The organism is Pigmentiphaga sp. GD03639 (genome assembly GCF_029845405.1).
In the GTDB taxonomy this organism is placed as follows: Bacteria; Pseudomonadota; Gammaproteobacteria; order Burkholderiales; family Burkholderiaceae_B; genus Pigmentiphaga; species Pigmentiphaga daeguensis.
Genome location: NZ_JAOCLR010000031.1, coordinates 25,666 through 50,778 on the forward strand (window position 1 = coordinate 25,666; position 25,113 = coordinate 50,778).

At 69.7% G+C, this 25,113-nt stretch carries 23 protein-coding genes; 6 read left to right on the top strand and 17 right to left on the bottom strand.

Translation table 11 applies throughout. The features are described 5' to 3' along the window. The first annotated feature begins 58 nt into the window (after positions 1 to 58). Positions 59 to 1,633 carry an EAL domain-containing protein gene (locus N5K27_RS23980; RefSeq protein WP_279819573.1) on the top strand — a complete coding sequence of 525 codons (1,575 nt, stop codon included), beginning with the start codon at positions 59 to 61 and terminating at the stop codon, positions 1,631 to 1,633. A 6-nt stretch (positions 1,634 to 1,639) separates the two neighbouring features. Here N5K27_RS23980 and N5K27_RS23985 read toward each other — a convergent pair whose 3' ends face one another. Genes N5K27_RS23985 through N5K27_RS24015 form a run of 7 tightly spaced genes read right to left on the bottom strand, consistent with a single transcriptional unit; the run spans position 1,640 to position 9,546 of the window. Then, positions 1,640 to 2,395 carry a citryl-CoA lyase gene (locus N5K27_RS23985; RefSeq protein ID WP_279819576.1) on the bottom strand — a complete coding sequence of 252 codons (756 nt, stop codon included), beginning with the start codon at positions 2,393 to 2,395 and terminating at the stop codon, positions 1,640 to 1,642. Between the two features lie 14 nt (positions 2,396 to 2,409). Beyond that, complete coding sequence (locus N5K27_RS23990; RefSeq protein WP_279819579.1) at positions 2,410 to 4,527, bottom strand: acetate--CoA ligase family protein; 2,118 nt, start codon at positions 4,525 to 4,527, stop codon at positions 2,410 to 2,412. Beyond that, positions 4,524 to 5,009 carry a MaoC/PaaZ C-terminal domain-containing protein gene (locus tag N5K27_RS23995; RefSeq protein WP_087837535.1) on the bottom strand — a complete coding sequence of 162 codons (486 nt, stop codon included), beginning with the start codon at positions 5,007 to 5,009 and terminating at the stop codon, positions 4,524 to 4,526. Before N5K27_RS23995 ends, N5K27_RS23990 begins: the two co-directional genes overlap by 4 nt. Positions 5,010 to 5,016: 7 nt before the next feature. Then, the gene (gene fabG, locus N5K27_RS24000; RefSeq protein ID WP_087837536.1) at positions 5,017 to 5,763 is read right to left on the bottom strand and encodes a 3-oxoacyl-ACP reductase FabG; all 747 of its coding nucleotides are present in this window, start codon (positions 5,761 to 5,763) and stop codon (positions 5,017 to 5,019) included. Between the two features lie 43 nt (positions 5,764 to 5,806). After that, positions 5,807 to 6,769: a tripartite tricarboxylate transporter substrate binding protein gene (locus N5K27_RS24005; protein ID WP_279819583.1), complete on the bottom strand. Its 963-nt coding sequence runs from the start codon at positions 6,767 to 6,769 to the stop codon at positions 5,807 to 5,809. A gap of 49 nt (positions 6,770 to 6,818) precedes the next feature. After that, the gene (locus N5K27_RS24010; protein ID WP_279819586.1) at positions 6,819 to 8,285 is read right to left on the bottom strand and encodes an aldehyde dehydrogenase family protein; all 1,467 of its coding nucleotides are present in this window, start codon (positions 8,283 to 8,285) and stop codon (positions 6,819 to 6,821) included. A gap of 4 nt (positions 8,286 to 8,289) precedes the next feature. After that, on the bottom strand, positions 8,290 to 9,546 hold the full coding sequence (locus N5K27_RS24015; protein WP_279819588.1) for an iron-containing alcohol dehydrogenase: 1,257 nt from the start codon (positions 9,544 to 9,546) through the stop codon (positions 8,290 to 8,292). A gap of 95 nt (positions 9,547 to 9,641) precedes the next feature. Between N5K27_RS24015 and N5K27_RS24020 the strand changes: the two genes are divergently transcribed. The 5 genes from N5K27_RS24020 (at position 9,642) to N5K27_RS24040 (ending at position 14,307) form a co-directional block, all read left to right on the top strand. Continuing rightward, positions 9,642 to 10,427, top strand: coding sequence for an IclR family transcriptional regulator (locus N5K27_RS24020; RefSeq protein WP_087837540.1), 786 nt, complete (start codon positions 9,642 to 9,644; stop codon positions 10,425 to 10,427). Next, positions 10,424 to 11,449 (top strand): nitronate monooxygenase, encoded by a 1,026-nt coding sequence (locus N5K27_RS24025; protein WP_279819592.1) that lies wholly within the window; start codon positions 10,424 to 10,426, stop codon positions 11,447 to 11,449. The genes N5K27_RS24020 and N5K27_RS24025 overlap by 4 nt, the downstream gene beginning before the upstream one ends. Before the next feature lie 43 nt (positions 11,450 to 11,492). Continuing rightward, positions 11,493 to 12,698 (top strand): MFS transporter, encoded by a 1,206-nt coding sequence (locus N5K27_RS24030; RefSeq protein ID WP_087837542.1) that lies wholly within the window; start codon positions 11,493 to 11,495, stop codon positions 12,696 to 12,698. A 105-nt stretch (positions 12,699 to 12,803) separates the two neighbouring features. Further along, on the top strand, positions 12,804 to 13,895 hold the full coding sequence (locus N5K27_RS24035) for a glycosyltransferase (RefSeq protein WP_279819595.1): 1,092 nt from the start codon (positions 12,804 to 12,806) through the stop codon (positions 13,893 to 13,895). 67 nt (positions 13,896 to 13,962) lie between these two features. Then, complete coding sequence (locus N5K27_RS24040) at positions 13,963 to 14,307, top strand: hypothetical protein (protein WP_087837544.1); 345 nt, start codon at positions 13,963 to 13,965, stop codon at positions 14,305 to 14,307. A gap of 11 nt (positions 14,308 to 14,318) precedes the next feature. Here N5K27_RS24040 and N5K27_RS24045 read toward each other — a convergent pair whose 3' ends face one another. The 10 genes from N5K27_RS24045 to N5K27_RS24090 form a co-directional block, all read right to left on the bottom strand. Beyond that, positions 14,319 to 15,428, bottom strand: a complete 1,110-nt coding sequence (locus N5K27_RS24045) for a sensor histidine kinase (protein ID WP_176400663.1) — start codon at positions 15,426 to 15,428, stop codon at positions 14,319 to 14,321. A gap of 82 nt (positions 15,429 to 15,510) precedes the next feature. Beyond that, on the bottom strand, positions 15,511 to 16,527 hold the full coding sequence (locus N5K27_RS24050) for a UDP-glucuronic acid decarboxylase family protein (protein ID WP_087837546.1): 1,017 nt from the start codon (positions 16,525 to 16,527) through the stop codon (positions 15,511 to 15,513). Continuing rightward, positions 16,524 to 17,525: a glycosyltransferase family 4 protein gene (locus N5K27_RS24055; RefSeq protein ID WP_087837547.1), complete on the bottom strand. Its 1,002-nt coding sequence runs from the start codon at positions 17,523 to 17,525 to the stop codon at positions 16,524 to 16,526. The genes N5K27_RS24050 and N5K27_RS24055 overlap by 4 nt, the downstream gene beginning before the upstream one ends. Further along, the gene (locus tag N5K27_RS24060) at positions 17,518 to 18,603 is read right to left on the bottom strand and encodes a glycosyltransferase family 9 protein (protein WP_279819603.1); all 1,086 of its coding nucleotides are present in this window, start codon (positions 18,601 to 18,603) and stop codon (positions 17,518 to 17,520) included. The genes N5K27_RS24055 and N5K27_RS24060 overlap by 8 nt, the downstream gene beginning before the upstream one ends. Further along, a complete protein-coding gene (locus N5K27_RS24065) occupies positions 18,600 to 19,589 on the bottom strand; it encodes a glycosyltransferase (RefSeq protein ID WP_254914556.1) in 990 nt (329 codons plus the stop codon). Before N5K27_RS24065 ends, N5K27_RS24060 begins: the two co-directional genes overlap by 4 nt. Then, entirely contained in the window at positions 19,586 to 21,325 is a 1,740-nt protein-coding gene (locus N5K27_RS24070) for a carbamoyltransferase C-terminal domain-containing protein (RefSeq protein ID WP_279819607.1), read from the bottom strand. The genes N5K27_RS24065 and N5K27_RS24070 overlap by 4 nt, the downstream gene beginning before the upstream one ends. Before the next feature lie 22 nt (positions 21,326 to 21,347). Continuing rightward, on the bottom strand, positions 21,348 to 22,493 hold the full coding sequence (locus tag N5K27_RS24075; protein ID WP_087837551.1) for a glycosyltransferase family 9 protein: 1,146 nt from the start codon (positions 22,491 to 22,493) through the stop codon (positions 21,348 to 21,350). Further along, positions 22,490 to 23,071 carry an HAD-IIIA family hydrolase gene (locus N5K27_RS24080; protein WP_087837552.1) on the bottom strand — a complete coding sequence of 194 codons (582 nt, stop codon included), beginning with the start codon at positions 23,069 to 23,071 and terminating at the stop codon, positions 22,490 to 22,492. Before N5K27_RS24080 ends, N5K27_RS24075 begins: the two co-directional genes overlap by 4 nt. After that, positions 23,062 to 23,793, bottom strand: a complete 732-nt coding sequence (locus N5K27_RS24085; RefSeq protein ID WP_087837553.1) for an SDR family oxidoreductase — start codon at positions 23,791 to 23,793, stop codon at positions 23,062 to 23,064. The genes N5K27_RS24080 and N5K27_RS24085 overlap by 10 nt, the downstream gene beginning before the upstream one ends. 16 nt (positions 23,794 to 23,809) lie before the next feature. Beyond that, positions 23,810 to 25,102, bottom strand: coding sequence for a glycosyltransferase (locus N5K27_RS24090; RefSeq protein ID WP_132979160.1), 1,293 nt, complete (start codon positions 25,100 to 25,102; stop codon positions 23,810 to 23,812). Positions 25,103 to 25,113: the final 11 nt, after the last annotated feature.

Sequence of the window (25,113 nt, forward strand, 5' to 3'; positions counted from 1 at the left end):
GGGTGTGCCGCCCGCACGGTAGGATGCGATCCATGATCGGTACGTGCAAGGGGGGCGCGTGACGACCGGGGAACGGCAGGACAAGCGGTGGTGGCTGAGGTGGCTGCTGGTGGCGGCCGCCGCCGCCTTGCCGCTCGCGGTGGCGGTGCCCTTCGTCTACATGCAGGCCGGCCTGCTGGCGCGCCACGACGCGCGTGGCGCGGCCGAAGTGGTGATGCGCCAGGCCGATGCCATTTTCGCCGAGGCCGACAGGCTGGCGGCGGAGATGGCGCCGCAGGCCGGCAAGTCCTGCGCCGAGGCCGACTCCACCCTGCACGATGCGGCCTTCCAGCCCTACTTCCGCGCCATCGTCCTGGTGCGGCACCGCGTGCTCTATTGTTCCTCGATCACGGACGCCTTCACGCTGCCGCTGGCGCAACTGCTGCCGGACAGCGCAGTGCCGCCGGGGCGGTCCTTTCATTTCGTTCCCGGCACACCCATGGTCCCGGACCGGCCCGCGGTAATGGCGGTCCGGCTGGACGCGGCCGGGGACGGCGTCATCGTCACGGTGGACGGCCGCTATCTGCGGGACCTCCTGGACGCGGTGGGCGGCAGCGGCCGCTACCGGATCGGCATCGAGTCGCTGGATGGCCGGCAAGGCCTGGCGGGCCGGCGCGCGGGCGTCCCGCCGCCCGGCGCATCGTCCGTGCAGGAGGTGGTGTCGACGATCTATCCGTTCCGGGTGCGGTCCCTGGCGGATGCCGCGCTGCTGGCCGAATACCGGAAGCGGCTGGCGGGCAGCTACGCGCCTTTCGTCGTGCTGCTTGCCCTGCTGCTGGGCTATCTGTGCCACCACTTCCTGAAGTACCGGTTCTCGCTGGTGGCCGCCATCAGGCGCGGCATGCGGCGGGGCGAGTTCGAGGTCCACTACCAGCCGGTCATCGACCTGCGCGATGGGTCCTGCGCGGGTGCCGAGGCGCTGATGCGCTGGTTCCGCCCGGGCCTGGGCGCGGTGCGGCCGGACCTGTTCTTCGCCGTGGCCGAGTCCAGCGGCCTGGCGATTCCGCTGACGCGGCACCTGTTCAAGCTGGTGGGGCGCGACCTGCGCCGCTGTCCGATGGGGCCGCTATTCCGCGTGGGCCTGAACATCACCGCCAGCCATCTGGTGGAGCCGGGCATCGTCGACGACGTTGCCCGCCTGCGCAAGGTGGTCGGGTCGGGGGCGGCGGACTTCGTGCTGGAGATCACCGAGCGCGAGCCCTTGCCTCCCATCGAGCAGGTCTACCGGAACATGGGCGTGCTCAGCGCCAGCGGCGTGAAGCTGGCCATCGACGATTTCGGCACGGGCCACAGCTCGCTGGCCTACCTGGAGCGGTTCCCGGTCGATTACCTGAAGATCGACCGCGGCTTCGTGGCGGCCATCGGCACGGACGCGGTCAATGCCTCGGTGCTGGAGATGATCATCGGGCTGGCCGCGCGGCTGGGGGTGGAGCTGACGGCCGAGGGCGTGGAGACGCACGGGCAGCGCGACTATCTTGCCGCCCAGGGCGTGCACTACGCGCAAGGCTTCCTGTATGCGCGGCCCATGCCCATCGAGGCCCTGCGCGCCTGGGTGGATGAGCTCCGCGGTGGGCCGATGCCGGCGGAGCCCTGAAGGCGGTCAGGCCTGCAGCTTGCCCGCCGCCATGTCCCACACCTGCTGGCCCAGGGGGGTGCGCTGTTCCTCCAGAATGTGCGCCATCAGGCCCGCCGTGCGGCCGATCAACGTCAGCGCCTTGCCCTGCTCCGGCGTCAGCCCCATGTCCAGCGTGATCGCGCCCTTGGCGCCCGTGGCGTTGAGCGGAATCTTGCGGCCAGTGGCCCGGCTGGCGGCGGCCGCCAGTTCCACCGCGAAGCGGCAGTAGGTGCCGTAGTAGCCGCAGTCGCGCGCGATCTCGAACATCTTCTCGCAGCGCGGGTCGCCGTCCACATGGACGGGGTGGCCCACGCCGGGGATCTTGCGCTTGGCCGCGCGCGTCTCGCGCACGCAGCGCTCGGCGGCTTCGCGCAATTGTTCGTCGGTCCAGCTTTCCTGCCGGGGCAGCGCATCGCGCAGGAAGCGCGCGCTGTATTCGATCACGCCCAGGAAACGGCTGCCGGCGCCCAGCAGGCCGGCGGCCAGCGCGCCCTGCATGGCCTCGGGCGCGCCATGCAGCGTCAGGCGCGCCGACAGGGCGCTGGGGGTCAGGCCATGATCGGTGGCGCTGACCAGGAACAGGTTGAGCATGCGCTTGAGCCTGTCGTCGGGAAACCTGCCGAGCAGCTCCAGCGACATCACGTCGATGAAGTCGCGTTTGTCGAACAGGTCGTGCACGAGGTCATGGCCTCGCACGGTGATGCGGTGGGCGTCGCCGCCGCCGATTTCGCTGCGTATCATCCGGGATTCCATCATCAGTGAATGACGCCGTCCAATGCGACGGCGCCCTGGCCCTGTTCGAGCACGAGCAGGGGGTTGATCTCCAGCGCTTCCACGCCGTCGCCCAGCGACAGGAAGAGCGCCGCGGTTCTTTCTATCGCGTCGACCAGGGCATTCCGGTCGTAGGCGGGCCGGCCGCGGTGGGCCGGCAGCAGCCGCGCCACCCGGGTCTGGTCCACCATGGCTTCGATGGCCGGGCGGTCGGCGGGCAGGCGGCACCGTGCCACGTCGGCCACGATTTCCACCGCCACGCCGCCCGCGCCGAAGGACAGCATGGGGCCGAACACCGCGTCGCGATGCACGCCGACCAGGGTTTCGATGCCACCGCGCACCATCTCCGCGACGATGACGCCGCGTATCGCGGACGCGGCCACGCCGTGCCGTGCCGCCGCGTCCATGATGGAGGCGAAGGCGCGTTCGGCGGCGGCCTCGTCCCGCACGCCCAGCACGACGCCGCCGACATCGCTTTTGTGCTGCACACCGTCGGCGACCAGCTTGAGCGCCACCGGAAAGCCTATCCGGGTAGCCGCCTGCGCCGCCTCGCGCGCGGTGGCCGCCGTGGCCTCCCGGGGAACGCGAATGCCGTGCCGGGCGAAAAGGGCCTTGGCCTGCGCCTCGTTCCACGGTCCGGCCGCCGCCGGCGTGGCGGGAGCGGCCAGCGGCAGGCCGGCCAGCCGCTCCCGTGGCGCGCGCACGTAGGCGTCGCAGCGGGCCATGGCCCGCGTGGCGTTGCGCAGGCTGTAGAGCGGCGCGAAACCTTGTTCGATGAGCAGGTCGTGGGCCGGGCCGCGCCGGCTGCTCATCCAGACCGGGACGAACGGGATGGGCGCTTCGCGGGCGATGTCCATCAGGTTGCGCACCGAGGTTTCGGTGGTGGCGGCGTAGTTGGACGTGATCGGATAGATGACCGCGTCGATGCCGGGATCGGCGAACAACGGCACCAGGCAGCGGCGGGCCAGCGCGGTATCGGTCAGGGCCTTGGTGGTCAGGTCGACGGGATTGGCCAGCGCGGCATAGGACGGAGCATGGCGCGCCATCTCCTGGATCGTGGCGGCAGACAGTTCCGCCATCTCCAGGCCCGCGGCGCTGATCATGTCGGCCGCCAGCACGCCCGCGCCGCCCGACGACGAGTACACGCAGATGCGCCGGAACGGGCGCCCGCCCGCTCGTGCCAGCAGGCTGGCGACGTCCAGCATCTCATCCAGGTCGTCGACGCGGATGACGCCGTACTGGGCGAACACGGCCTCGTTGACCGCGTCCTCGCCCGCCAGTGACGCCGTGTGCGATTGCGCGGCCTGGGCGCCGAAGCTCGACCGGCCGACCTTGAGCACCGCGACCGGCTTGCCCGCCCGGTGGGCGGCTTGGATGGCGGCCAGGAAGCGGACGCCGTCCTTGATGCCCTCCATGACCACGCAGATCGCCCGCACGTCGTCCTGCCGCGCCAGCCACGCGATGAAGTCGGCGCTGTCCAGGTCCACTTCGTTGCCGGTGGAGAACCAGCGGCCGAAGCGCACGCCGCGGTCGCTGCCCTGCATCAGCGATCGTCCCAGCCCGCCGCCCTGCGTGACCAGCGCCAGCGGGCCGCCGTGGCCGTCGTTGCGGAACTCGGTCGAGAACGTCAGGCCCAGGCGCGGTGCCAGCGAGGTCAGACCCGCGCAGTTGGGGCCGTAGATGCGCATGCCCGTGTCGCGCGCCAGGTCGCGCATGGCCCGTTCGGCCGCCTTGCCGTCGTCGCCGACCTCGCCGAAGCCGCCGGTAAAGACCACGGCCGTGCCCACGCCGCGCGCGGCGCAGCGGCGCAGCGCGTCCAGGACGGCCTCGGCGGGCACCAGCAGCAGCGCCACGTCGATGGGGCCGGCGGGGACGCTGTCGATGTCGGGATGGAGCACATGTCCCTTGAGCTCGCCGCCGCGGGGGTTGACCAGATGGACGTCGCCCTGGAAGTCGGAGTGCTCCAGCACATTCTCCACCGTCGTGTGGCCCAGGGAACCGGGCGTGGACGAGGCGCCCACGATCATGATCGAGCGCGGCTTCATGAGCCGGTCGAGGTCGGCGAAGGAAATGCCGGCCGTCGTCGTTGCGGATGCCGTCATGCCTGCGACTCGCGAAGTTTCATCAGGGTGATCCAGGCGCTTTCCATGACGACCTCCCCATGCTGGTTCAGCACGGTGCGCTCGAGCGTGACCTTGCCCGTGCCGGGACGCCTGCCGGACAACCGCTTCTCGCCCACCGACAGGGCGACCTGGATCGTGTCGCCGATGAACACCGGCTTGCGCCAGCGGCACGACAGTTCGGTCAGCGCCAGCCGCGATGGGTCCATCAGCCGGTAGACCGGCATGCGTGTCGTCAGGCCCGAGGCAATCGCCAGCGTCAGCAGGCCGTGCGCGGCACGTTGGCCGAAGGGGTGCTGCGCCGCGTGGACGGCGTCGGTGTGCAGCGCGTTGTAGTCGCCGGACAGGCCGGCGAAATTGACCACGTCCGCCTCGGTGACCGTGCGGCGCGGGCTGAGCCATTGCCCGCCGGGTTCGAGGTCGTCGTAGTAGAGCGCCTCTTGCAGGTAGCGTTCGATGTCCATGCCGGCCTCAGGAGCGGCCGCCGGTGACGTGCACCGTCTCGCCTGTGATGAAGCCCGCCAGCGTCGAGGCCAGGAAGGCGACGGTGGCCGCCACGTCCTCCGGGTCGCCCAGGCGCGCGACCGGCGTGTTCTGCCTGGCCCGTTCGGTCAGCGTCTCGTAGTCGGCGCGCTGGCGCATCCGGGGCGTGGAGATCACGCCGGGGGCCACGGCGTTGGCCGTGATCCCGAACTTGCCCGACTCCAGGGCCAGAGAACGGGTGAAGCCGATCAGGCCGGCCTTGGCCGCCGAGTAATTGGTCTGGCCCGGGTTGCCGCGATGCGCGCGGGAGGCGATGTTGACGATGCGCCCGAACCTGTTCTGCATCATGCCGGGCAGCACGGCGCGCGAACAGTGGAAGGCGCCTTGCAGCGTGACGTCCAGCACGGCCTGCCAGTCTTCTTCCTTCATCCGGGTCAGGTAGGCATCGCGGGCGAAGCCGGCGTTGTTGACCAGGATGTCCACGCCGCCGAAGCGTTCCTGCGCCCGGGCCACGGCCGCGCCGACCTCGTCGCGCGAGGTGACATCGGCACGGCACCCCAGCACATGGGCGCCTTCGCCCTCCAGGATGCCCACGGCACGGGCAATGGCTTCTTCGTTGGCGTCGCAGATGACGATCCGGGCCTGTTCCCGGGCGAGGCGCTGAGCCACCGCCAGCCCCAGCGTGCCGGCGCCGCCGGTGATGAATGCGGTGCGGTCCTTGATTCCTAGATCCATGATTCCTGTCGCAAGTGTTGTAAAGAGTCGGGGTCGGGCAGGTTCAGTCGATACGGATCCTGGCCCGTTCGATCAATTCCTTGGCGGCCTTGCGTTCCTTGTCCAGGAACACGGCGAACTCGTCGGGAGTGCTGCCGACCAGCGGCGTATTGATGGAGGCGAAGCGTTCGCGCACGACCGGGTCCTTGAGCGTGTCGCGCAAGGCGGAGGCCAGCTTGTCGATGACGGGGCGCGGCGTTCCGGCCGGAACGACCACCGCCTGCCAGGTGGTGACGGAGAAGCCCGGCACGCCGGCCTCGGCCACGGTGGGCACGTCCGGCAGGTCTTCCACGCGCTTGGGACCGGTCAGGGCAAGCGCGCGCAGCGTGCCGCTCTTGATGTGCGGATTGGTGGTCGAGCGACTGTCGGCCATGAAATCCAGCCGGCCGGCCAACAGGTCCTGGATGGCGGGGCCGCTGCCCTTGTAAGGTACGTGAGTCATGGATCCGCCCAGCGCGAGGGCGAGCGAGGCGCCGGCGATGTGCATGGAGCTGCCGTTGCCCGCGGACCCGTAGGCCAGCGGCGTTCCTTTCCTGGCCGCGGCGATCAGGTCGCCCATGGTCTTGTAGGGCGAGTCCTTGGGAACCACCACCACCAGCGGCGAATCGGTCAGCTGGGTTACCGGCGCGAAGGCCTTGGCCGGATCGAGCTTGTTGCCGGCGTACAGGTACTGGTTGACCGCCAGCGGGCCGACGTTGGCCCACAGCACGGTGTAGCCGTCGGGCGCGGCGGCGGCCACCGTGTCGTTGGCGATATTGCCGTTCGCGCCGGGCTTGTATTCCGGCACCACGGGCTGGCCGAGCCGCTTGGACAGTTCGTCCTGCACCATGCGGAACGCGATGTCCGAGGCGCCGCCGGGGGCGAAGCCGATCACGACCCGCACGGGCTTGGCGGGATAGTCGGCCATGGCGGGCGCGGCGGCGGCCAGTGCGGCGCCGAGCAGCAGGGTCCGGTGGAAAGTGGTCATGCCTGTCTCCTTGTACTGGGGTGAAAGGGTGGGGCGCCGCGGGCAGCCCTCATAGCGAGGTGTCGTATTTCACGTTCTTGAGCTGGGTGTTCTCCAGGATGGCCTCCAGCCCCCGCTCCTTGCCGATGCCCGAGTGCTTGTAGCCGCCGAAGGGCGCGTCCACCGACGTCCTCACGCCGGTATTGACGGCCACGCTGCCGGATTCCAGGCGCCGGGCCATGCGCAGGGCGCGCCCACCGTCGCGGGTGAACACGACCGCGGCCAGTCCATAGCGCGTGTCGTTGGCGAGGCGCAGCGCCTGCGCCTCGTCCTTGAAGCCGATCAGCGACTGGACGGGACCGAAGATCTCTTCCTGCGACGTTCTCATGCCGTTGTCGGCCGTGGTCAGCAGCGTGGGCGGGACGTAGAAGCCGCGCGCCGTCTCCGGGCGGCTGGCCGGATCCGGGTAGGACCGTGGCGTGGCGCCTTCCTGCCGGGCGATGTCGAGGTAGGCACGCACGCGTTCGGCCTGGGCGCGGCTGACCAGCGGCCCCATCTGGGTCTGCGGGTCGGCCGGATCGCCCATCCGGATCGCGGCCAGGCGGGTTTCCAGTCTTGCCTGGAAGGCTTCGCGGATGCCGTCCTGCACCAGCAGCCGCGTGCAGGCGATGCAGACCTGGCCCGAATTCTTGACGATGTCGCCCACCGCCACGTCCACCGCCGCATCCAGCGCGGCGTCGTCGAACACGATCAGCGGCGACTTGCCGCCCAGCTCCAGCGTGACGCGCTTGACGTCGGCGGCGGCCGCGGCCTGGATCGCGGCGCCGGTGGCGGTGCCTCCGGTGAACGAGACGCGCGCGACGCCCGGATGCCGCACCAGCGCTTCGCCCACGCTGGCGCCGGAGCCGTTGACGACGTTCACCACGCCATCCGGAAAGCCTGCCTCGGCGAACAGCGCCGCCAGCGCCAGGGTGGAGAGCGGCGTGATCTCCGAGGGCTTGATCACCACCGTGTTGCCCGCCGCCAGCGCCGGCGCCAGCTTGTGCAGCGTCAGCGTCATGGGGTAGTTCCATGGCATGACCAGCGCGCACACGCCCAGCGGCTCGCGCAGCGTGAAATTCAACACGCTGGCGTGGTTGAGCATGGGAATGGTGTCGCCTCGTACCGCCGGGATGATGCCGGCGAAATAGTCCAGCGAGGCCGGCATGGCGGACAGCGATTCGCGCGAATGGGTGATGGGCTTGCCGACGTTGCGGGTCTCGATCCAGGCGAGCTTCTCCACTTCGCGCTCGAACAGCGCCGCAAGCCGGCGCAGCAGCCGGGCCCGTTCGCGCGGCGTCGTATCGCGCCAGTGTTCGTCGTAGGCGCGGCGTGCCGCGCGGACCGCCGTGTCCACGTCGCGCGCGGTGGCGGCGTGGACCTGTGCCAGGACGTCGCCCGTGGCGGGATCGTAGGTGGGGAACAGGGCGCCTTCGCCGCCGGCCTGCCAGCGGCCGTCGATCAGCATGCGATAGGGTTGGTCGTCGATGGGGTTCATGTCGCTACGGGGCGGGAAGGATGACGGTGGATGGGGCGGCTTGGCTGCGCGCGGCGATGTCCAGGTAGAGGCCGGCGATGTCGTCGCGGTCGAGGGCGCGCGGGTTGAGCCGGGTCGATGGGCTGAGCAGGGCCTGGTCGGCCAGCGCCAGGGCGTCGTCGCGTGTCAGCGCCAGCGGCGGCGGGCGGTCGGGCAGCCCGCCCAGGGCGCGCATGCGGCGTATCGCGTCCAGCAGGCGGCCGGCGGCCTGCGCGTCGTCTTCATCGGGGCCGGCCAGGCCGCAACGGCGCGCCGCACGGGCGTAGCTGGCGGCGGCTTTCCGGGCGGTGTGGTCCGCGATGGGATCGAAGATGGCGGCCAGGACTTCGGCATGGGCCATGTCCACCCGGCCTTCGAGCGGCGTGCACAATCCATGCACGGCATCCACGCGCTTCATTCCTATCGCGACGCCGGCCAGGTAGCTGGCCATCAGCATGGCGGCACGCGCGTCGGCATCGTCGGGCGTGGCCAGGACGCGCGGATAGGCATGAAGCGCCCGGACCAGGGATTCGGCGGCCAGGGCCGCGCCCACCGGAGCGTCGCAGTCGTTGACCAGGGCCCCCATGGCATGCAGCAGCGCGTCGAAGCCGCCGGCGGCAGTGGCCGCGCGCGGCAGCCCCAGCGTCAGTTCCGGGGCCAGGACCACGGCTCCCGGACGGCTGCGCGCGCTGCGGAACATCAGTTTGCGGCCGTGCTCGTCCTTGACGAGCGCGGCGGTGCTGCTTTCGCTGCCGGTGCCGGCGGTGGTGGGCACGGCCAGGAAGAGCGGGTCGTCGGCCTGCGGGGCGCCAGCCATCCAGGCATTGCCGGGGGCCAGCAGGTCGGCGGGGTCGGCCTGGCCGCCGAACACGGTGGCGTAGGCCACCTTGGCGGTGTCGATCGCGCTGCCGCCGCCGATCGCTACCAGCGCGTCGCATCGGTCCGCGCGGATCGCGGCCGCCGCGGCGCGAACCTCGTCCAGCGACGGATTGGGGCGCACGCCGTCGTACACGGCGGCGATGCGGCAGCCGGCCCGGTCCGCCGCGCGTTGCAGCGCCGGTGATGCCAGCGGCCAGACCCGCGGGTCGGCGATGACCGCCACGCGCCGCGCGCGGCGCAGGACCTGGGCCGCGAAGGGCCACGCCGCCTGGCCATGGCCGCAATGCCCGGGCCACAGGACGACTCGCTCCAGATCGGCAAGCACGGCGGCATCGCCAATGGCGGGCGCACTTGCGTTTGACATGCGTCTCCTTTATAATTTGCACAGCGAATTAGTAATTCGCTAAACGGATTCAGATTAACGTCCAAGCTTTCCGTCCGTCAATCCCTGGAGGCTGCATGGCCGACGCTCCCGCTCGCTCCGAACCCGAAGACCGCCAGTTCGTCGTGGCGCTGGCACGCGGGCTGGAGATCCTGCGCTGCTTCGACGCGGAACACCGCCAGCTCGGCACGACCGAGATCGCCGCCCGCACCGGGTTGCCCCAACCCACGGTGTGGCGGCTCGCCCATACCTTGCAGAAACTCGGCTACCTGGTCATGGAGTCCGGCGCGGACAAGCTGCGCCTGGGGCCCGCGGCCGTGGCGCTGGGGGGCGCCGCGCTGGCAGGCCAGGAGTCGCTGGACATCGCGCGGCCGCGCATGCAGGAATTGGCCGATCGCTACCAGGCGGCCGTCGCGCTGGGGCGGCGGGACGGCGACAGCATCGTGTACCTGGCGCGCTGCCAGGGCGACTCGCCGCTGCTGATGAACCTGCGGGTGGGGTCGCGCATCCCCCTGTACCGCAGCGCGATCGGCTGGGCCTACCTGGCCTCGGGAGCCGGCGGCGAACGAGACCTGGCGCTGGCCGAGGCGGGCGCGCCCGGGCCCGAGGCCCTGCAGGCGTTCCAGGACGCCGTGGACCTGTACGACGAGCGCGGTTTCGTCATCCATTGCCGGCCGCAGCATCACGTCAACACCGTCGCCACCGCCATCGTGGTACAGGGCAACGACCGCTATGCCATCAGTTGCGGCGGCCCGGCGTCGGCCCTGCCGGTGGAAGCCATCCTGGACGAAATCGGGCCCGCGCTGGTCAAGCTCGCGGCCGAACTGCAACCCATCTTCCTGCTCGGCAGGCGCTACGCATGAACTCCGCATCCGCTCCCCAGGCTCCGGCCATCGATACGCCCATTACTCGCCTCTTCGGCATCCGCTATCCCGTGCTGCTGGGCGGGATGATGTGGCTGTCGGACGCCTCGCTGGTGGCCGCGGCCGTCAATGCGGGAGCCATGGGCTTCATCACGTCCCGCTCCTCGGCCGATGTCGGCGCCTTCCGGGAACAACTCCAGAAATGCCGCGCGCTGACCTCGGGCAAGGCCTATGGCGTGAATCTCACGCTGTCGCGGCGCCAGGGCGCCAACGACATCGTGTCCGACATGCTGCGCGTCGCCCTGGACGAAGGCGTGCGCCATTTCGAGACCGCCGGCCTGCCGCCTTCCCCGCTGCTGCCCGCGCTGCGCGAGGCGGGCGCCGTGGTCGTGCACAAATGCGCCCACATCCGCCACGCCGTCGCGGCCGAACGCATGGGGGTCGACGCGGTCACCCTGGTTGGCATGGAAGAAGGCGGGCATCCCGGCTCCAACCCGTTGCCGACCTTCGTCAACGGCGCCTTCGCGCTGGACCGCCTGTCGATCCCGCTCGCGCTGGGAGGAGGCATCGGCCACGGCAGGCAGATCGCCGCCGCGCTGGCCATGGGGGCGGCGGGCGTGGTCATGGGCAGCCGCTTCACCACGGCGGCAGAGACACCGGCGCATCCGGCCTACAAGCAGCGCGTGGTCGAGGCGGACGAACACTGCTCGCGCACCGTGCTGTCCACGTTGGGCGATACCTGGCGCGTCCTGGACAACGAAAACGCGCGCCGCGTGGCGCGGTTGGAAAACGAAGGGGCCCGCAGCTACGAAGCCTTCGGCGAATGGATACGCGGCCATCGCGCACGTGACTACGCCTATGCCCAGGGCCTGCACGAGGAAGGCATGCTGTCGCTGGGGCCGGCCGCCGGCTTCTCGCGGGCGGTCGAGCCCTTCGCGCAGACGCTGCAGGCGCTCATGCTGCAGTGCCGGGAAGCCCTGCTGGGCGCCGGCAGGCTGGCGGGCGGGGGCGAAGCGCCGTGAGCTAACATCCTGGGACGTCCCGCCCACTCACGCCGCCCCTCCCATGCTGCAGCTCGAACGCGTATTTCCCGCATTGTCCGAACCCACGATGCGGCGCTACCTGATGGGGCAGGGGGTGTCGGTGCTGGGCAGCTGGACCCAGAACGTGACGCTCAACCTGGTCGTCTACCATCTGTCGGGCTCGGCCGCCGTGCTCGCCCTGCTCAATTTCCTGCTGTACGGACCGCAGCTGGTGATCGCGCCGCTGGCGGGGGCGCGGGTCAACGCGGGCAACGCGCGCCGGTCTACGCTGAGCGTGCTCTATTCCTCGATGACCGTCGCCTGCGTCCTCGCGGTGCTGTCGATGCTGCACTGGCTGACCTTGCCCATCATCCTGGCCCTGGCACTGTGCGCCGGCGTGCTGAACGCGATCGAGACCCCATCGCGCCAGGTCCTGCTGCTGACCGGCCTGGAGGATCCGGCGCTGCTGCCCAACGCCATCGCCATGAACACCATGGTCTACAACGTGGGGCGCATGGTCGGGCCGAGCATGGCCGCCATCATCTATCCCACGTTCGGCCAGGCGGCGGCCTTCCTGACCTATGCCGCCGCGCTGGTGTTCATGGCCTGGTGCGTGCGATCGATGCCGCGCCGCGCGACGGCGGCGGCATCGCCCTCGCACGACCGGGGAGGGCTGCGCAATGCACTGGTCTACGTGCTGGACGACCGCTTCACCGCCAAGTACCTGTCCATCCTGGCCTGCATGGGCCTGCTGGCAGGCAGCTACCAGACGCTCGTGCCGCTGCTGGCGGACCGGGTCTTCCACGACGCCGCCCGCTACACCGGCGTGTTCTTCGCCTGCGCGGGCATGGGGGCGCTGGCCGCCGCGGTCGTCCTGTCCTCGTCCATCGCGTCGCGCACCGCCAGTCTGCTGCGGTTCGCCCCCTGGATCGCGTGCGCGGCGCTGGCCCTGTTGTCCACGAGCTGGAGCAGCGTCGTCAGTGGAGCCGCCTTCGTGCTGCTGGGCTTCTGCCTGAGCTTCTCGGCCACCTCCACCAACGCGACCATCCAGCGGCGCTGCCCGGAGTCCGTCCGCGGCGCCCTGGTCGGCCTCTACGGCATGGCCTACAACGGCACCATGCCTTTCGGCTATCTGCTCGTGGGGTCGTTCTCGGAGGCCTTCACGGTGACCGGGGCGTTCGGCACCATGGCCGTGGTACTGGCTGCGTGCATCGGTTTCTTGACGCTGCTGTACTGGCGCAAGACCTGAAGGGAAAGCGCCGATCAGAGGGAGGATTCGCACGCTGGAGCATCGACTCCCGCCCGCCATGGCCGGTAGAATGGACTGCGCTTCGAGCAAGGTTCGTTTTTCTCCATGCGCGTGCTCCATATTTGCAGAGTCTATTTTCCCGATGGATGCGGCGTTGCCGAGCGTTCCGTCCACGGCATCGCTTCCAAGGGCGGCGCCCACGGGATCGACAGCCGCGTGTTGACCGTGTCGGCGCGTGGGGGCTGCGACGAGGCCGATCTGTCCGGATATCGCATCAAGCGCTATCCCGCATGGCGCAGTGGCGTTTCTCCCTCTTTCATCGCCAGGTTCCGCGGCGAGGCTGCGTGGGCCGACCTGCTGCACTTCCACTTTCCATGGCCATGCGCCCAATGGGCCTACCTGCTGGGCCGCGTGGCGGTGCCGGCCCTGGCGACGGTCCATGCCGATGCGGCGGGCGGCGGATTCCTGGCCCGGTCCGCGCGAGACGGTTTCCTGCACCGCATGCGGCGCATCATCGTGACTTCGCCGAATTACCTGGCGGGCAGTGCGGTCCTGCGCGGGCTGCAGCAGCGGACGGAAGTGGTGCCCACGGGCGTCGAGGATGTTCCTGCGCGCGATCCCGAGGCCGTGTGGCGCTGGCGGCAACGCATCGGCCAGCGCTTCTTCGTGTTCCTGGGGGGCTTGCGCGACTACAAGGGCCTGCATCACCTGCTGGACGCCATGGAAGGGCGCGATTACCCCCTGGCCGTCGCCGGAGACGGGCCCGAGCGGTCCTCGCTCGACGCCCATGCCCGGGCGGCAGGGCTGCGCAACATACGTTTCCTGGGACCGCTGGACGACGAGGACAAGCACGATCTGCTGGCCGCGGCATACGGCTTCGTCCTGCCGTCCTGTCGCCGCGACGAAGCCTACGGGCTGGCGCTGGTCGAGGCATCTGTCCATGGGTTGCCCATGATCTCCTGCGAAGTCGGAACGGGCACGAGCTACATCAACCTGAACGAGGAAACCGGCCTGGTCGTCCCTCCTGGCGATGCCCGTGCACTGGGAGCCGCGCTGGATCGATTCTGGCTGGAGCCCGGGCAGGTCCGGGCCTGGGGCGGCGCCGCCCGCCGGCGCTACGTGGAGCGGTTCACCGACGAGGCGATGGTTGCGCGACATGCCGCATGCTACGGCGAGATACTGGAGCAAGCCGCCTGACGCAGCGGGCGTCCGGGCGGCGGGCACGCGCATTGCTGATCGATGCAGTGATTCCAAGGAGACCACCATGCCCATCGACTCCAGGCGCGGCCAGCCCCCATCGTCCGCGCATCGCCCCGGCGGCCCCTCCGCCCCCGCCAACCTGCCCGAAGCCGCGGTGGACGAGACCGGCAATGAAGATCCGGGTGCCGAATTGACCGAACTGCCGGATCACGAACAGCAGGAACAGGCCGGCACCCCGCCGCGCGAGCGGGATGGGCAAGCCGGGCGCGAACGCACCATCGGCAATCATCCCGTGGATCCGAACAGCATGCCCTCGCGCATCGGACTGCCGGTGGGCGTCGATCGGGAGACCGCCGCCGACCCGGGAAACCAGACGCCAGACGCCCCGGAGACGGACAACCGGAGCTGAGCAACGCCGTGTCAGTCCGGGGACGGATCGTCGGGCAGCCATAAGGTGAAGGTGGTGCCCGATTCGGACGAGGCGACGGTCAGCGTGCCCCGGTGTGCCACCGCGATCTGCCGGGCGATGTACAGGCCGAGCCCCAGCCCCGTACGGCGTCGCTCGGTGCCGGGACGCTGTCCTCGCATCAGCGGGTCGAAGATCTGGTGCCGCATGTGAGGCGGGATCGGCGCTCCCTCGTTATGGACTTCGGCGATCACGCAGCCCTCGTCGCGGCGCACCCGCAGCGCGACCGGGCGGCCGGCGTAGCCATGCTGGACCGCGTTGCCCAGCAGGTTGGCCAGCAGCTGGGCGAGGCGATTGGCGTCCCAGCGGCCGGCAAGCCGTCCGTGGCATTCCAGCAGAAAAGTCTGCTCGGGATGGATGGCCCGGATCTCGTCCAGGGCGCGCGTGCAGATGTCTTCCAGGTTGGCGTTCGAGAGCGCCAGCGGCAGCGGACTGCCCAGGCGGGTACGGGTAAAGTCCAGCAGGTCGTCGATCATGCGCTGCATGCGCGAGCCGCTGTGTCCGATGCGCGTGGCGGCTTCCCGGCACCGGCCGGGCAGTTCGTCGGCGAGCATGAGCGCCTGCGCGGACATGGCGATGGCGCCCAGCGGCGTCCGCAAGTCGTGGGCGAGAATGCCGACGAACAGATCGCGCGCCCGCTCGAGGCCCGCTGAATAGCGGGAGATCGATTCCTTCAGCGCCTGGTCCAGCGCCTGGTTGAAGCGAACCAGGTCGTCGTGGGCTTGGGCGTCCATTTCACCGTTTTCGCGCGCCCATCGTTCCAGGATGTTGGCACGCAACGCGCAGAACTCCGACACCATCTCGGTCAGGGTAAAGCCGGCCCGCAGCCGGTTGCGGGCATGGACGTGCGCCAGGCGGGTGGCGCCGGACGGCCGGTGTCCGGCGGAGGGCTCGTGGGGCTGGGCCCGCAGGTCCGCGGCAAGCTGCCGCAGCAGCGACCGGGCCGAGGTCTGCAAGGCGTGCTCGGATACGGCCGTTCGCCGCAGGTCCAGTTGCCGGGCGAACGCGCGCCAGTCGCTTAGAAGCAGGTCCAGGTTCGCGTCGATGAAGTCGGCCAGTCTCATAGCCCCTCCCGGCATATATGGCCACGCGTGGGACAGCGCTGCACGGCAGGGCGCCAGCATGTCTGCCGGCAGATTGTAGATCCTAGGGCGGACTGGCGGCCGCATGAGCAAAGCTGGTTACAACGTTGGCGGCGGGAGCGGGTGCATGCTGGAAGAAATGCTCCCGGAAATAGTCCAGGGTGCGGCGCAGTCCTTCTTCCAGGGGCGTAGCCGGCTCCCATCCCAGCATGCGGCGGGCGAGATCGATGTCGGGGCAGCGCCTGACCGGATCGTCCTGGGGCAGCGGCCGCAGTTCGATGTCCGAAGCCGAGCCGGCCAGGCCGCGGATCGTGCGCGCGATATCGAGCACCGTGGTTTCGTGGGTGTTGCCCAGATTGACCGGCCCGTGGAAATCATCGGGGCTGTTCATCAGGCGCACCAGGCCGTCGATCAGGTCGTCCACGTAGCAGAATGACCGTGTCTGCCCGCCGTCGCCATAGACGGTCATGGGCTCGCCTGCAAGCGCCTGCATGATGAGATTGGATACCACGCGGCCGTCGTCGGGCCGCATGCGGGGACCGTAGGTGTTGAAGATGCGGGCGATCTTGACCTGCAGTCCGTACTGGCGCTGGTAATCGGCGAACAGTGTCTCCGCGCATCGCTTGCCTTCGTCGTAGCAGGCGCGTATCCCGTTGGGGTTGACGTGGCCCCAATAGTCCTCGCGCTGGGGATGGCGGTCGGGGTCGCCGTACACCTCGCTGGTCGACGCCTGCAGGATACGGGCGTTCAGCCTCCGGGCCAGGCCCAGCATGTTGATGGAGCCGTGCACGCAAGTCTTGGTGGTCTGCACGGGGTCGTGCTGGTAGTGCACCGGCGAGGCCGGGCAGGCGAGGTTGTAGATCTCGTCGGCCTCGATGTAGAGCGGGAAGGTGATGTCGTGGCGCAGCAGCTCGAACGAGGGGTGGCCGATCAGGTGCGCGATGTTGGCCTTGGTGCCGGTATAGAAATTGTCGACGCACAGGACTTCGTGCCCGGCCTCGATCAGGCGGGTGCACAGGTGCGATCCCAGGAAGCCGGCGCCTCCGGTGACGACGACGCGGCGTGGCAGGCGCGGGTTCATGATGACATCTCCTCGGGTTGGTCGACGTGCTCGGCGGCCGTGCGGGTCGCTTGTGCGAAGACGTCCATCCAGTCGCGCACGAAGCGGTCGATGCCGAAGCGCTGCAAGGCGCGCAGGCGCGCCTCCTGGCCCCAGGCGCGCGCCAGTTCGGGATCGGCCAGCAGCTCGTGCATGACATCGGCCAGGCAGTCCAGGCGCGTGTCCACGTAGCCGTTGACGCCGTTCTCGATCACCGTGCTCATCTCCGTGGTGGCCAGGCCGACGACGGGAACGCCGGCCATCATGGCTTCCACCACCGCCAGGCCCAGGCTGGTATAGCGTATGGGATTGAAGAAGAACCGATAGCGGGCCATGAGCGCCGGCAGCTCCAGGTTGGGCACTTCGCCCAGGCCGCCCAGCGACTGCGCATCCATGCCGGCCAGGTCCAGCGGAACGCGCGCACGCAGGGCATCGAAGACATCGGCCCCCAGGCGACGGCCGCGCCGTTTCAGGTGGTTCACGACGACGATCCCGCGCGGCGTCGTGCCCTGGTACTCGACGTCGGGCGGAAGCCGCACGCCATGCTCGACTACCCGCATGGGAGTGCAGCCGCTATCCCACATCAGGGCATTGAACGGCGTGACGTGCACCAGGGTTCCGCGCGGCTCCTGGAACCAGTGCACCGTGTTGGTCGGATGCAGCTGCGGCGGGTCGTGCTCCAGATAGATCTGGGGCAACTGGCGCTGCGCGGCCGACAGCAGTTGCTCCCTGTCCTCCAGGTAGGCCTGCTTGGACTGGTAGAGCACGCAGTCGAAGCGCATGTCGCGCACCTTGTCCGCGGAAACCTCGTGGACGTTGCGGCCCCAGGGCAGTCCGGGGCCCAGCGGCGCGTAGCCGGGGCCGCCCTCGGGGCGGATGACGACATGGAATTCGTGCGGCACCTGTGTCAGGTAGTAAAGATAGTTGCCGTGTACGTGCCAGGTCAGGATGCGCAGTGGCCGCGCGAGGGTTTCAGGCATGAGTGGGCTCCTTGCAAAGCATGCGTTCGGCCTGGAGGATCACGTCCGAGGCCTTGACTCCGAGCGCGCACGGGTGGCCGATCGGACAGTCGGGGAAGGCGCAGGGCCGGCAGGCGACGTGGTGCCAGAGCACCACGTGCCGCGAGCGGTCGGCCGGCGCCCAGCGATGTACGTCGCTGCCGCTGGCGATCACCACGCTGGGCGTGCGCATCGCCGCCGCCACATGGGAGACGCCGGTATCGTTGCAGACCAGCAGGCGGCTGCGTTCGAGCATCGCCGCCAGCGTGCCCAGGCCCGTGCGGCCGGTCAGGTCGCGCAGCGGCTCGCTGGCCAGCCGGGCCACCTGGCGCGTCAGGGGGCGTTCTTCGTCGGTTCCCGTCAACGCCACGTCGAAGCCTGTCCGGGCGATCGCGGAGGCCACGGCGGCATAGCGTTCGGCCGGCCAACGGCGCGACGACAGGCGGGCGCCGGGGTGGACGAGCACCGTGCGGCCCGGCCTGAGTCCTTCCTGCCCGGCCAGCATGGCGGCCGAATCGCGGTCTTCGTCCGTCAACGGGAACTCCAGCGTGGCGTCGGGGCAGGGAATGTCCAGGAACCGCATCAGCGCCAGATAGCGTTCGACTTCGGGCAGGTGGTCGGGCCAGGCCAGCCACCAGGCGTCGCGTTCGGAATCGCGCGCCTGTCCGGGCTGGAAGCCGGCGATGCGCGCCGCTCCCAGGCGGCGAACGATATCGTTGGTCAAGCGGCCGCTGCCGTGCAATTGCAGGGCGACGTCGAAGCGCTGCGCCCGGGCCCAGTCGAAGAAGGCAGGCAACGCGTCCTCGCGGAACGGCTGTTCCGGCATTCCTTCCATTCCCGGAAAGGGGGCCAGTTCATCGACATAGTTGGCGAAGCGTTGCTGGAACGCCTTTGCGCCGGCCAGGCCGATCAGGGTGATGCGGGCCCGGGGAAAGCGCGCGCGCAAGGCCCGCAACGCCGGCACGGTGCACAGCATGTCGCCCAGTTGCAGCGCGCGGAACACGGCGATGCGGCCGGGTTCGGGCTGCCACAGCGGATGGGAGCCGGGTACGCGCGTCATAGGAACCTCGCCTTGAAATGCCAGGCCCCGCGCAATCTCCAGAATAGCGAAAGCGGGGGAATGAGCACCGACGTGACCAGCATCTCGATCACGTGCGACGGCGCGAGCGACGCGCCGCGCAGCCGCGCGATGCAGAAATGCAGCGTCAGGGCCGACCAGATCGCCAGTCCGCCCCACGCGAGCCAGGCGAGACCGGCCGCCGCGCCCGTGACGGTGGCCAGTGCGCCGGCGACGATGGCGAAGTAATTCCAGGGCGGCCGGCGGCGTATGCGGGAGCGGTAGAGCGACGGATGTTTCTTGTAGAGAAGGGCATCGAAGAACACCTTGCGCTGCTGGCCCACGCTGATGCCGATGGGAGCGGGCCTGACGGGATGCAGGACGATGGCGTCCTCGGCCCTGGCGATGCGATGCCCGCGCGCCAGCAACATGAATTGCAGGTCGGAGTCCTCCCGCCAGGCCAGCGTGAACCGTTCGTCGAAGCCGCCGACGGCGACGAGCGCGCGCTTGCGCACCAGGCAGTTGGCCGTGGCGAATTCCGCCCGTTCCAGTCCTCCCGTATCTCGTTCGTGATCGCGCGGCCTGTCCGGCAGCGGTACGCGTATCCGGCCCACCACGGCATCGACCCCGTCCGTCATCGCATCCAGGCCATGGCGCAGCCAGGACGGGGTGGGAATCGTGTCGTCGTCGGTGAAGGCCACGACCGCCGCACGCGCCTGTTCCCAACCCCGGTTGCGCGCGCCCGACGGCCCCTGCGTGCCTTCCGCCTCGAGATAGCGCACGGTCAGTCCACGTGGGGCGTGTTCCCGCGCGAGCGTCTCCACCACGCGCCGGGTGTGGCGATCGGGCCCATCGTCGACCACCAGTATCTCGAAGCGGCGGGGATCGATGTCCTGCCACGTCAGCGCCCGCAGGCAGCGTTGCAGCATGTCGGGCCGGCGATACGTCGGCACGACCACCGACACCAACAAGTCCGAAATGCCGTTCATGCCGCTTTCTCCAGCAGGAAGGAGCCGATGGCCAGGGCATCGAGCGGGGAAGTCCAGAAGCATTCGATCGCATCGCGCGGCGAGCACACGACCGGTTCCCCGCGGGTATTGAAGGAGGTGTTCACCAGCACGGGCACCCCCGTGCGCCGCTCGAACGCCGCGATCAGGTCGTAGTACGCGGGATGCTGTTCGCGCCGCACCGTCTGCACCCGGGCGGTTCCGTCGGTGTGGCGCACGGCCGGGATGCGGTCGGCCTTGTCCGCCAGCACGTCGAAGACGAACAGCATGAAGGGCGCGACGATGGGGCCCGGGCGGGACGTGGCGAACCATTCTCGCGCGCGTTCTTCCATGACGACCGGCGCCACCGGGCGGAAATCCTCGCGGTCCTTGATCTCGTTGAGCCGGGATTGCATGTCCGGGGAGATGGGCGAGGCCAGGATGGACCGGGCGCCCAGGGCCCGGGGACCGAATTCCATGCGGCCCTGGAACCACCCTATGATCTTGTCCTGGGCCAGCAGCTCCGCGGTGGCCTCGGCGATGTCCGCCGGCTTGCGGTAGGGCAGCTTCGAGCGTTGCAGGAACGCCTCGATCTCGTCATCGTCGAACGCCGGCCCGAGGAAGGCATGATCCATGGTCCAGCTGCGGCCTTGTCCCGGGCGCTGCTGGCTGTCCACCCATAGCGCGGCGCCCAGGGACGTGCCGGAATCACCCGCGGCGGGTTGCACCCAGACCTCGCGAAAGGGACCGCGTTCGCGCAGGCGCGCGTTCATGACGCAGTTCAGCGCCACGCCGCCGGCCATGCAGAGATTGGGCGAGCCCGTCTCGCGATGCAGCCACCGTGCCATGCGCTCGACCGTCTGTTCCAGCGCGAACTGCAGCGACCTGGCCAGATCGTAGTGGTGCTGCTCCAGGGGGCCGCCGCGCAGTCGCGCCGGACCGAAGCGCTGCGCCAGCGACAGCGGCGATACCGTATAGCCGCCATCGTCGCCCACGCGCATGACCTCCTCGAAGAAATCCGCATGGCGCGGTTGGCCGAAGGAAGCCAGCGCCATCACCTTGTATTCGTCGGAAGAATGCAGGAATCCGAGATGGCGGGTGACTTCCTCGTAGAGCAGGCCCAGCGAGTGGGGAAGATCGATCTGCTTGATCCGGCGGTAGCTGCCGTCGACGTAGTGCCCGTAGCTGGTGGTTGCGCGCTCGCCCCGGCCGTCCATCGTCAGGACCGCGGTATCGTCGAAGGGAGCGGCCAGGAAGGCGCTGGCCTCGTGCGCCAGGTGGTGCTCGACGAAGTGCCAGCGGCGCTGGATGTCGCCGGACGTGGCTCCGCGAAAGCGTTCCTGCAGGTGATGCGGGGCGCCGTCGGCCAGTTGCCGCGGCGCGTTGACCACGTAGGACAGGAACAGGGGGTCCCAAGGAGAACTCGTGGCCGTGGGGCTGCCGCTGCGCGAGGGCTCCAGCGGCAGGGTGATGTGGCCGTCCGCGGCCTGCTCCTGCAGCAGCAGGGACGGGTCGTACGAGTAGGCGAAGTGGTCGACCTGGTGGATGTCGATGCCCGCCTGCGCCAGGCAGTAGTCGATGGCGTGGAAGGGCAGTTGCCATGTCGTGAACGGCAGCGGGCGCTTGCCATGCTTGACGCGGGAGAACCGCTCCTCTTCCGCCGCCGCCAGCACCACGCCGTCGCGGACCAGCGTGGCGGAACAGTCGTGGTAGACCGCGTTGATTCCCAGTGTGTACATGGACGGACTCCTTGAAAGGTGTTCAGGCGGCCTGTGTGGCGGCGGGGGAGTGACGCCGCCACGCCAGCAGTTCGTGCGCTGCCTGGACGACGGCCGCGGGGTCGACGCCCGTCAGGCAGGCGTGATGGCCTTCCGGGCAGACGCTGCGGTAGCAGTACTTGCACGGCACGTCGCGATTCAGCAGCCGATGCTCGACCCCCCAGGGCGCGTGCTGGGGATTGGTCAGCGCATACAGGTCGGCCACCGGCGTGCCGACGGCCGCGGCCAGGTGCACGGGTCCGCTGTTGTTCGATACCAGTACCGCCGCGTCGGCCAATAGCGCGCCCAGTTCCCCCAGGCCCAGCTCGCCCGACATGTCGGTCGCGCGTCCGCCCGCCAGGACGTTGACGTGCCCGGCCAGCGGCCGTTCGCCGGCATCCCCGGTCAAGACGACGGGAGCGGCGGCGGACAATTCGCGGACGACCTGCGCGAACAACTCGGGCGGATAGCGCCGCGAGGGCGCGCTGGCGCCCGGATGGACCACGATGCACGAGGCCACGTCGGCGATGCCGCGCGCGGCAAGCTTTCCCCGCATGGTCTCGCGGTCGGCCGGCCGCACGGCGAACTCCAGTCCTTCGGCGGCCGGGCGCACGCCGATCGATGCCACCAGATCGAGTTGCCGGCGGGTTTCATGGCGCCCGCCGTCCATGGGGGCGTCGTCCTTGACCCACTGCGTGACCAGCCGGTAGGGGTTCTCGCGCGCGTGGGCCAGGATGCGAGGGATGCCGGCCAGCCTGCACATCAGGGCCGCGGGCAGCGCGCTCTGGCTATAGACCGTGAAGATCACCGCCGCATCGAAGTTCCCGGCGCGCAATCGTTCGATCATCGCCAGGTCGGGGGCGGGGTTGGCGGTGCGCAGGTTCTTCACCCAGGGCGCGTCGTAGGCGATCGCCGCATCCACGCTGGGCAGGTAGGGGGCCAGGCGCGCGCCCGCCGGCGAGCACAGCAGCGTGATGCGCCGGCCGGCCGTGGCGCCCTTCAGGGCACGTACCGCCGGTGTGGTCATCAGCACGTCGCCCAGGTTGTCCAGCCGGACACACAGGACGTTCGCCGCCCGGTCCCAATCCGCGCGGGCCGTGTCCTCGTCCAGGCGCTGCGCGACGTCGTCGCCATGAATGGCCGCGTTCATGCCACCTCCCTGGCGCGCAGCGCCACCGCCACGATGGCCGCGGCCTGTTCGAATCCGTCCACGATGTAGTCGGGCTCGCGGAACGGGCCGCGCACCCATTCGGTCTCGTGGCCGTTGTTCAGCAGCACGGTGCGGCAGCCGGCGCGCCGGCCGGCCTCCACGTCGTCCAGGATGTCGCCGATGAACCAGGAGCGTTCCAGGTCCAGGTCCAGGTCGCGCGCGGCCTGGCGCAGCAGTCCGGGCTGGGGCTTGCGGCAGGTGCAGGGCAGGGCGTAGGGGCGGCGCACCCCGCGTGCCAGGTGGGGGCAGTAATAGAATCCGTGCAGCCTCGCATGGGCGTTCTCGAACATGCGGGCGAGCTGGAGATGCACGCCGATCAGCGCCTCTTCCTCGAACAGTCCCAGCGCGACGCCCGGCTGGTTGGTGATGACGACCATCGGGGCGCCCGTGCTTCCCAGGCGGCGCAGCCCCGCTTCCACGCCTTCATCCAGCCGCATCCGCGCGGGATCGACGTTGTAGGCGTCGTTCACCAGCAGCGTGCCGTCCTTGTCCAGGAATACCGCCGGTTTCAAGGCCATGACGTTTCTCGCATCGGCAGTACCATCACCTCCGGTATGACGGTTTCATCGGGTTGCAGCAGGACGAAGCGCACGGTGCGCGCCACGTTGGCCGGATCCTGGAGCGTGCCCGCGTCGATGTCGGGAAAGCGGTCCAGCAGGAAAGGCGTGCGCATGCCGCCGGCGACCACCGCCGAGACCTTGATGCCCTGGGGGCGAAGCTCGGCGTGCAGCGCATGCGACAGGCCCAGCAGGCCCCATTTGGTGGCGTGGTACACGGCGGCGTTGGGCCAGGCGCGCTTGGACGCCGTCGAGGCGATATTGACGATATGGCCATGCCCGCGTTCCTTCATGTGGGCGCACGCGTGCCGGGACACCAGGAAGGGGCCGGTCAGGTTGGTGCGCAGGATGCGCTCCCAGTCCGCCAATCCCAGCTCGTCTATGGGGACGGTCAGGTCGATCGCGGCATTGTTGACCACGGCATCCAGGTGGCCGAAGCGCGAAATCGCGCGATCGATGGCCGCCCGCACGTCGCTTTCGTTGCCCACGTCGAAACCGATCGCGTCGGTGTGCGCGCCGATGCGCCGGGCCATCGCATGGGCCTTGCCCTCGTCGATGTCGCCGATCAGCACATGGGCTCCGTCGGCGGCGAGTTCCTGGCATATCGCCGCGCCCAGCCCCTGGCCGCCGCCTGTCACCAGTACCGTCCTGCCCGCCATGTTCGTAGGTGTCCGGGATGTCATGCATTTCTCCTTGAAGTCATTTGGCGGCCAGCGCGGGCTCGGCCATGGGTTCCCGCCGCATGCGGCGGGACGCGGTCGGCGCCTGGGTCAGGCCGGCGTAGGCGCGCAGCATGTCGCGGGCAACGAAGGTCCAGGTGAACATCTTCTGCGCGCGCCGCAGGCCATTGCGCCCCAGTCGCCTGGCGGTCTGTTCGTGCCGCGCCAGAAAGGCCAGGCGTTCGGCCAGCGCCTCGGGGTCGCGGGGCGGGACGAGATAGCCGGTCTTGCCATCGATGACGGTCGACCGTATGCCGCCCACCGCGGCGCCCACCACCGGCCGCGCGCAGGCCATGGCCTCGACCGGCGTGATGCCGAAGGGCTCGTACCAGGGCGTGGTGACGAACACGTCGCAGGCTCCGTAGAACATCGACAGGCGGTCGCGGTCGCACCTTCCGCAGAAGTGCACCGCCTCGCTCACGCCTTTCTCGTCCGCGATGCCGCGCAGCCGTCCCAGTTCGGGCGTGGCCAGGTCGTCGGGCCGCACCGCGTCGCCTCCCACCACGCGCAGGACGGCGTCCACGCCATGGCGGCGGCGCAGGATGGCAAGTGCGCGGATGACGTTGTCCACGCCCTTGCGCGGCACCATGCGGCCGAGCTGGAGCAGCGTGAACCGTCCCGGCTCCCATCCCAGGGCCATGCGCGCGGCGGTCCGGTCCATGGGGGCGAGCTCGGTGGCGTCGAAGCCGCAGGGAATGATGTCTATCTTCGCCGGGTCGGCGGCATAGTGCTCGACCAGGTCTTCCAGGTCCTGCGGGCATTCGGCGATCAGCTTCTCGGCCCGGCGCACGAGCTCGAGCTCGATGGCATAGCGTTCCGCGGGAAACTGGTCGGCACTGCCCTGATGCTTGCGGCGCACGCGGTCCAGCGCATGGAAGGTCATGACCAGCGGCACGCCGAATTCCCGCGTGACCGGCAGGGCCGCCAGCCCGGACATGAAGAAATTGGCGTGGACGACGTCGTAGATTGGCCAGTTGTTGCGGAAGTAGTGAAGCAGGAACTCCGAGAAGTGCCCCATGTATGGCAGCAGCGCTTCCTTGGGGATCGGGCGCGCCGGTCCGGCGGGAACATGGATGACCCGCACGCCGGGCTGCCAGGCCAGCGTGCGGGGGAGCGAGGGATCGTCCTGGCGGGTGAATACGTCGACCCGGTTGCCCTGGGCCGCGAGTTCGCGCGCCAGGTGGGCGACATAGATGTTCTGGCCGCCGCTGTCCACGCTGCCGGGAGGAGCCAGCGGGGAAGCATGTTCACTGACGAGGGCGATGGTGCGCATGGTGATGTCCC